The 8,545-nt window shown below is 62.2% G+C and carries 4 protein-coding genes; 3 read left to right on the top strand and 1 reads right to left on the bottom strand.

Annotated elements, in window-relative coordinates; genetic code table 11:
* Positions 1-359 precede the first annotated feature (359 nt).
* Positions 360-2,096 (bottom strand): DUF262 domain-containing protein, encoded by a 1,737-nt coding sequence (locus NR810_RS51070; RefSeq protein WP_257463450.1) that lies wholly within the window; start codon positions 2,094-2,096, stop codon positions 360-362.
* A 622-nt stretch (positions 2,097-2,718) separates the two neighbouring features.
* Between NR810_RS51070 and NR810_RS51065 the strand changes: the two genes are divergently transcribed.
* The 3 genes from NR810_RS51065 to NR810_RS51055 are packed head-to-tail and all read left to right on the top strand — an operon-like array spanning position 2,719 to position 8,542.
* Positions 2,719-5,916: a helicase-related protein gene (locus NR810_RS51065; RefSeq protein ID WP_257463449.1), complete on the top strand. Its 3,198-nt coding sequence runs from the start codon at positions 2,719-2,721 to the stop codon at positions 5,914-5,916.
* Complete coding sequence (locus tag NR810_RS51060) at positions 5,913-6,668, top strand: DUF4391 domain-containing protein (RefSeq protein WP_257463448.1); 756 nt, start codon at positions 5,913-5,915, stop codon at positions 6,666-6,668. The genes NR810_RS51065 and NR810_RS51060 overlap by 4 nt, the downstream gene beginning before the upstream one ends.
* A gap of 17 nt (positions 6,669-6,685) precedes the next feature.
* Positions 6,686-8,542, top strand: coding sequence for a site-specific DNA-methyltransferase (locus NR810_RS51055; protein ID WP_257463447.1), 1,857 nt, complete (start codon positions 6,686-6,688; stop codon positions 8,540-8,542).
* Positions 8,543-8,545 lie beyond the last annotated feature (3 nt).

Genomic DNA, 8,545 nt, shown 5'->3' with positions numbered 1-8,545 from the left:
TCTCTGGGCTTCGAGTCCGAGGGTCACCCCTCGTCCCCGCCAGATAGCTACCGAGGGGGTCGACTTCCTCCTCGGGCGGGACTTCCACCCGCTGGTCAAGTGCACCTTCACGGCGCACGCACATTGGGGGCACATGACAGCGGTCCTGTCGCCACTGGGTTCCCAGTATCCACCGCGGCACCGCGTAGGACAGCGGCCAGAGCAGGCGCGTGCCCCCTCCAAAGGGCTGCACGGCGGCTATCCCCGCCCGGCACACGGCCTCCCCGCTGCCGCCCTCTACAGGGTCCCCATCCCTTTCATGTGCCACGAGCCACACGCGAGCTGTAGCCGGTAGCATGCTGAGAGCGCAGCCACCTTTCCTATGCGGCCGAAGGAGGCGCTGGCACCAGTTCCGCGTTCACCACCTCCGCGCTGATCTTCAGAATCTCCTCGAGGCGGCGCTCACGGAACTTCAGGTAGGTCTGCCGGTCGAACGCCAGCTTCTTGGGGTCGTCCGAGAACTCAGTCACGAGTAGGTGGCGGGAGATGTCTACGCTGTCGGCCGCGAGACGGCTGAAATACTCGGCCGGCTTCTCAGCGCGCTTGCGCAGGTTCTCCCTAGCTCCAATGAAGCGGTAGTTGCCGAGGTGATTGATGTCGACCGTGCCCAACCCGAGTTGTGAGCGCAGGGAACTCTGCGGGTAGATGTGGTCGATCTGCGGCTCGTTGCCCTCGTACTTCACGTCGAAGGGGCTACTCCCGAATCGCGCGACGTAGATAAGGTTCAGCACGATGTATCGCAGCCGCATATCAGTTAGGTGCGCCTGCGCCAGTTCCACTGTGTATCCCCGTGAGAGGAAGTACGTTTTGATGTCGGGCAGAGGGAATCCCGCGAGCTTCTTGCCGACGATGCCGTGCAGCACGTTGATGAGACCGTCGGTCTGGGACGAGTACCAGTTGAAGAGTTGGGACTTGTAATAATAGGCGCGCATCAACCGGCGGTTGCGCTCGTCTGGGGCGGGGTTGTGGAAGAGGTAGTCGAAGAGAGGCACGAAGCAGGAATAGCTGCGGATCACCTTATCCGAATAGAGCGCCAAGTCGTGCCGGATGAAGTCGCGAAGCTGGGCGAAGGTCTTCTCCGCTTGAGGCCAGTTGTCGGAGAGCTTCTTCAGGAGTTGCTCCTCCTCTTGCTGGGAACCGAACTTGTCGGGCCCCAGTTCCGCACTATGGCCATGGGCCACCACGAGGCACTTGAGCGCGAAGGTCTTGTCGAACTCGAGCTTCCCCTCGTTCAACAGATGCACCACGCCCTCAATGTTCTCCTCGACCTGCTCCCACCCCTCCTTCATGGCCGCGAACATCAGGTCCGAGGACGACAGCTTGGTGCCGCCGGAGTTCACCCGGATGAAGATCTCCAGGATGCGCTCGTAGGGCAGAGACTTGTTCACTCCGTCGAGTTCCTCAATCCAGAAGTACTTCTCCTCCAGGAGGAGGGAGGAGAGCATGGCCAAGTTCTTCTGCACGCGATTGCGCCGCGCGGACTGCTGTTCCGGGGACTCCTGCAAGCGCCCATCGAGTTCGGCGTTGATTCGGTCGCCGATGTCCCAGGCGCTCTGCTGCGCATCCTTCTCCAGCAGGTCTCGCAGGCGGTAGCAGGGGAGTTCCAGCGGGCCGGCGGAGAACTGGAGCGGGTAGAGAACTCCCTCGGCGTCCACCTGGGTGCCACTGGTGAGATCGAACCAAGCCTCCTCCTCCGCACCCGCCTGCTTCTCGTTCCGGACCGATCCGGCAAAGAGTGCATAGAGCGTCTGGAGGCGCTGCTGGCCATCGAGCACGAACATCTTGTCGACGCCCGCCTTGCTCCGCTCGCGGTCGTAGTGCCTGCTCAGGTCCGGATCCCACTCGACAGTGGTGAGGAAGCGCCGGGCCTTGATGTGACTCTTCGTCCGCCAGAAGAGCAGGGTCTGGATGGGATAGTTGCGCATCAGGCTGTCGAAGAGCCGACGCATCTGATCTCGCTCCCAGACGAATGGCCGCTGGATGTGCGGCAGGAGCAGCTGGTTCTGCTGGATGGCCTCGATGAGGCTGGCGAGAGTCTTGGCCTTGTAGCTCATCATTTCCCCTCGGTGTGGGACGCGGCGCGAGCCTAGCGACCAAGCAGGAGCGCCGAAAGCCGAGAATCTCGTGGACCCGCAAGCTTCGCGGCCGCGGCCCAGCAGCCCTGCGGATTACTGGGCCCGCTGAAGGAGGAGGCAAGCATCGAACCCACGGTAGGACGGTGGACGTTCCTGGGCAGGACGCGCCTTTACCCGCTATGGCATTGATTTTATTAGGGATCCTCGCCTTGATCCGCCCCATCATGTGCCGTCTGGCGCTCCCCGAATCTGCTCTGGAGGGGTACATTGGAGCACAAGGAAGCCCTCCGACACCGAAGCGATGATGGCTGGTCGGCCCGCAGTGCTCATGTGCCTGATGGAACCCCGTAGAGAGCCAACGTGCCCCGACTCTCCTGGGGCCATACGGCGGTTCCACCGGCCCAGCGCACAGCCCGAGAGGTGCTCGTCAGCGCCTCCCGCGGACTCTCTACCAGCCCGCTCCCTCACCAAGGGCTCCCAGTCCTCTTATGCGCTCCGCTTCAGGATCGTATTCCCCTAACCGGGTCCTGCGGCTGGAGGTATCGGAGCTAGCTGAACCGCATTTAACAAAGCTAGGAGACCCGTCGTAGAATGCTCCCCCTCGATGAAGATCATCCGTAACGCTGGGAACGAGCGGGTCATCGACCTCATCCGTCCGTGGCTGCGGCCGGGCAACTACATCGACGCGGTCACCTCTGACTTCTCGATCTTCGCGTTCGAAGCCCTGCACGCGGAGCTCTTCGCGATCGAGCGGGCGCGCCTACTGCTGCCGCGGGAGGACCTGGACTGCGCTCTGCTGGGGCACGAAGCGGATCGCGCAGCGCGCAACCGGCTGCAAGCGCGGTGGCTGGCGCGGCGGTGCCTGGAGTGGATCGCACGCAAGGCAGAGGTCCGGCGCGCGAAGGGAAGAATTCCTCAGGGCGCGCTGGTGCTCCGCGACGCGGACGCGCAGCCGGTGCAAGCCGTCTCGGGGGCGTTGTCGTTGACGACCGATGGGCTCGGACTCACGCCTGGCAATCCGCTGGGGCTGATCCACGATCTGGACACCCCCGAGGATCGGTCACACTTCTCGGCCTGGCTCGAGTTCCAGTGGTCCCAGCTCGAGGGAGGCAAGGCGCCAGACCGCGCGTTGGTCGAGCAGCTCGAGCGCGTGGCAGCGCACCACCCGCCGTCGCTGGTCTACGCGCGGATCCTCCAGACGCTCTTCGAGGGACGCGGCGATACCCTGGACGAAGATCAGGTGATCAAGGCCGCCACGGGCATCCGCAACACGGGTGTGTGGAAGCGGCTCTACAAGTTCCAGCGTGATGGCGTGGTGGGGGCCATCGACAAGCTCAACCGCTTCGGGGGCTGCATCATCGCGGACAGCGTGGGGCTCGGTAAGACGTTCGAGGCGCTGGCAATCATCAAGTACCATGAGCTGCGCAATGATCGCGTCCTGGTCCTATGCCCGAAGCGGCTGCGGGACAACTGGACCCTCTACCGCGCTAACGACCGGCGTAACTTCTTCGCGGCGGATCGGTTCAACTACGACGTGCTGAACCACACCGATCTCTCGCGCGAGAGCGGGATGTCCGGCGACATCGACCTTCGTAACATTAACTGGGGAAACTACGACCTGGTAGTGATCGACGAGTCGCACAACTTCCGCAACAAGCTGAGCCCACAGGAAGGCGGCGTCACCCGCTACGAGCGGCTCATGCAGAAGGTTATCCGTGAGGGGGTGAAGACCCGCGTGCTCATGCTATCGGCGACCCCGGTCAACAACCGACTGGCGGACTTGAAGAACCAGATCGCCTTCGTGACCGAGGGGAATGACGGCGCACTGTTCGATCACGGCATTCCGAGCATCGAGACCACCACACGACTGGCGCAAAAGCAGTTCAATCGTTGGCTGGAGCTGGATGAGGCGGAGCGGACGCCAACACGGCTGGTGGAGATGCTGGGATTCGACTACTTCGCCTTGCTCGACCTGTTGACCATCGCCCGGTCGCGGAGGCACATCGAGCGGTACTACGGCACGGACGAAACTGGGAAGTTCCCGGAGCGCCTGCGGCCTATCAACATCAAGGCCGAGGTGGACCGGGCGGCGAAGTTCCCGCGCATCCACGTCATCAACACCGAAATCCGGAAGCTCAACCTCGCCTCGTACGCACCGCTCCAATACATCCTGCCGCACAAGCAGGCGGACTACGAGGAGCGGTACAGGCGCGAGGTCCGCGGCGGGAAGGGGTTCTTCAAGCAGCAGGATCGCGAAACGAGCCTTGTCAATCTGCTCCGGGTCAACGTGCTCAAGCGGATGGAGAGCTCGGTGGTGTCGTTCGCACTCACCGTGGAGCGCCAGCTCGAAGCGGTCAACACAATCATCGGGCGTATCGAGAGCCATGCGAACGAGTCGCCAGCGCTGGACATCCGCGAGGTGGATCTCGAGGATCCGGAGTTCGAGGGCCTCGTCGCCGGGCGGAAAGTGAAAGTACTGCTGAAGGACGTAGACGTCGTTCGCTGGAAGCAGGACTTGGAGGAGGACCGCAACAGGCTGATGACACTGCTCTCGGCGGCGAAGGACGTCAGCCCGCAGCGGGACGCCAAGCTCTCCGAGCTGAAGCGGGTGATCGCCGCCAAATGCGAGCGCCCGATCAACGGCCAGAACCGGAAGGTGATCGTCTTCACCGCGTTCGCGGACACCGCTCGGTATCTGTACGATCAGCTCTCGCCCTGGGCGAAGGCGGAACTGGGGCTCCAATCCGCACTCGTCACCGGGACGGGAAGCAATCAAAGTACCCTGCCCTCAGTGGGGAAGGATCTCGGGTCGATTCTAACCGCGTTCTCTCCGCGCTCGCGTGAAAGATCCATGGAAGACGCGGCCGAGGGGGAGATTGATCTCCTGATCGCCACGGACTGCATCTCGGAGGGCCAGAACCTCCAGGACTGCGACTGGCTCATCAACTACGACATCCATTGGAACCCGGTGCGCATCATCCAGCGGTTCGGACGCATCGACCGACTGGGCTCGCCGAACGCAAGGATCCAGCTCGTCAACTTCTGGCCGAACATGGAACTTGAGGAGTACATCAACCTCGAACAGCGCGTGAGCGGCCGAATGGTGCTGCTCGACGTGTCCGCTACCGGCGAAGAGAACCTAATCGAGTCGCGGGGCGCGAACGGGATGAACGACCTGGAGTACCGGCGCAAGCAACTGCTCCGGCTTCAGGACGCGGTGATCGATCTGGAGGACCTATCTACGGGCGTTTCCATCACCGATCTCACCCTGAACGACTTCCGAATCGACCTCGCTGAGCTCGGGCGGACACAACCGGACGCGCTGGAGAGCCTGCCTCTGGGTGCAAGCGCGGTGACGACCTCATTGGAGTCCGAGGTGCCCCCGGGGATCATATTCTGCCTGCGCGCAGAGGGAGACGCCGCCGAGTCACTCGCGGACGGGAGCTACCCGTTGTCGCCGCATTACCTTGTGCACGTGAGCGAAGACGGGACGGTCCTCCTGCCCTACCCACAGGCAAAACGGATCCTCGACCGGCTCAAGCGGACGTGCGTGGGCAAAGACCTGCCGGACGCCGGCGCTTGTGCCCGATACGATCGGACGACGAAGGCGGGCGAGGACATGCGTCACGCACAGCGCCTGCTGGCAACTGCGGTGGGAAGCGTGGTGGGACGCGGCGAGGAGCGTGCGGTGGCCAGCCTATTCAAGCCCGGCGGCACCCAGACGCGAAAGGGCGAGTTCGCCGGGAGCGACGACTTCGAGGTCGTCGCGTTCGTGGTCATCCTGCCGGGTGGGCCCGAGTGACCCCGGAGAAGGTGATCGGCGCGCTCGGCCTACCCGGGGACGCGGTGCAACCCCGGAGAGTGCCGAAGAAGATGTTGTCAGAGAACATTGCGTCGTCTTCGGACCGGCGGCTGGTCACGGAGGGCGTCGAAGAAATCACGTGGGTCGCCACCCTCAAGCCCTCCAACTGCGGGATCGCCGGGTTCACGGATGGGGAGCGGACGTACGAAGAACTCGCGGTGCTGAGCTTGTCGATGCGGCCACAGGGGAAGGCTGACCGGCTGATGGAACTGGTGCATCGGGCGATCCCGTATCCAGTACTCCTCGTGTGCGAGCAAGCACCTCGCCTGTGCCTGTCGCTCGCGCACAAACGGTGGTCACAGGCGAAAGCCGGGAACTGGGTGATGGACGGCGATTTGACCATCGCCGAGATGGGCGACGGAACCCCGCCGGCCGTGGTGGAGGGATTCCTGGAAGCTTTGCCACTGGCGCGCCAAGCAGCCGAGTCGCTGTGGACGGTATACGAAGGGTGGATGGAAACCGTGGTCGCATATCGGGCGGCCATGATAACGGGCGTGTTCAGCCGCGCGACGACGCCGAGAGATGCGCAAGCGCGGCACGAGGCACTCGATGCGTGCGCCAGGTTGGAAGCGGAGATGAAGGCGCTGCGGACCGCCGCGAGAGGCGAGACACAACTCCGGCGGCTGGTGGACCTGAACGTGAAGCTCAAACAGCTTGAGGCGGAATACGCCGCTTTGAGGAAGAGACTGTGACTAGTAAAGAGGCGCGCATGAGGAAGCTCACCGTGGATGACCCGACGACTCGATCCGCTGACCTCGTGGCCGAGAACGTGGCGAAGCTGAAGACGCTATTCCCCGAGGCGTTCGCGGAGGGGAAGATCGACTTCGACGTGCTTAAGCAGGTCCTCGGGGGATCTGTGGACGAGCGCGAGGAGAAGTACGGGCTTTACTGGCACGGAAAGCGGCAAGCCCGCCAGCTCGCGCTGACTCCGTCGACCGGGACCTTGCGTCCGTGCCCCGAGGAGAGCGTGGACTGGGACACCACGCAGAACCTCTTCATTGAGGGTGACAACCTGGAAGTCCTGAAGTTGTTGCAGAAGAGCTATGCCGGAAAGGTCAAGCTCATCTACATCGATCCGCCGTATAACACTGGCAAGGATTTTGTTTATCCGGACGACTTTCAGGACAACATCAAGAACTACCTGGAGCTGACTGGGCAGGTGGAGGGTGGACGGAAGATCACGTCCAACACCGAGGCGTCCGGACGGTTTCATACCGATTGGCTGAATATGATGTATCCGCGGCTGAAGTTGGCGCGGAACCTTCTTGCCCAAGACGGCGTAATCTTCGTGTCGATCGATGATCACGAGGTTCACACTCTTCGGTACATGATGGACGAAGTCTTTGGAGAAGAAAACTTCGTAGCCACTGCTATCTGGGAGAAGGCTGACTCACCGCGAAATTCGGCAAGACAATTCTCGGAGGACCACGAGTTTGTGCTAGTGTATTCGCGAGATCCTTCGTGGGCTCCTACGCGACTCCCACGAACGGATGAAGCAAACTCAATTTACGCCAATCCTGACAACGATCCTCGGGGCCCATGGCTTCCTGGAGACCCCTACGCGAATAAGCCCTACTCAAAGGGGCAATACAGCGTTAAGGGGCCAAGTGGCCGAACCTTCAGCCCGCCGCCAGGCCGGTTTTGGCGTATCTCTGAACAGAAGCTACGGGAACTTGATGCAGATGGACGCATCTGGTGGGGGCCGACTGGAGAAGCCCGGCCGAGTATCAAGCGATACCTTTCTGAGGTCTCGGATTTGATTCCTCGGACCCTTTGGCGGAAAGAGGAGGTCGGCAGCAATCGCACGTCGAAGAACGAGCTTCGAGCTCTCTTCCCGGACACTGAATCCTTCGACACGCCAAAGCCGACAGCTCTCATTGAAAGAATGCTGCGGCTGGGAACTGAGGTCAGCTCGTCAGACATCGTCCTCGACTTCTTTGCGGGTTCGGCCACGACGGGCGATGCGGTGATGCGGCTGAACGCAACGGAGGGAGGCAATCGACGCTACATCCTCGTCCAAATGCCTGAGCCCACGGGAAGAAGCGATTTAGCAACTATCGCAGCGATCTCAAAAGAGCGCCTGCGCCGCGCAGGCAAGAAGATTCAGCAAGACGCCACAACTCTCTCGGGCGATCTCGGCTTTCGCGTGTTCAAGCTCGACAGCTCGAACATCCGTGGGTGGGAGCCAAACCGAGACAACCTCAAGAAATCACTCCTCGACAACTTGGAGCATATCAAGGAGGACCGTAGCCCAGACGATATCCTCTACGAAGTTCTCCTCAAGCTCGGGCTGGATCTGTGTGTCCCCATCGAGCACCGGACCATTGCAGGAAAGACGGTGCACAGCATTGGCGGCGGCGTGTTGATGGTCTGCGTCGAAGAGAAGATCGCCCGCAAGGACGTCGAGCGGCTCGCGCTGGGCATTGCCGAGTGGCACAAGGTGCTCGCCCCAGTCGGCGAGACGACTTGTGTCTTCCGCGACAGCGCTTTCGCCGACGACGTGGCCAAGTCGAACCTCGCGGCCATCCTCGAACAGCACGGCCTGTCCAAGGTCACCAGCCTCTAGGAG

This window comes from Archangium lipolyticum (assembly GCF_024623785.1).
Taxonomy (GTDB): Bacteria; Myxococcota; Myxococcia; order Myxococcales; family Myxococcaceae; genus Archangium; species Archangium lipolyticum.
Note: the sequence above shows the minus strand (reverse complement) of the source record. Positions and strands in the feature narration are given on the sequence as shown.

Coding starts and splice junctions, on each gene's coding strand:
- NR810_RS51055 (WP_257463447.1), top strand. CDS start 6,686: ATGAGGAAGCTCACCGTGGATGACCCGACGACTCGATCCGCTGACCTC.
- NR810_RS51070 (WP_257463450.1), bottom strand. CDS start 2,096: ATGATGAGCTACAAGGCCAAGACTCTCGCCAGCCTCATCGAGGCCATC.
- NR810_RS51065 (WP_257463449.1), top strand. CDS start 2,719: ATGAAGATCATCCGTAACGCTGGGAACGAGCGGGTCATCGACCTCATC.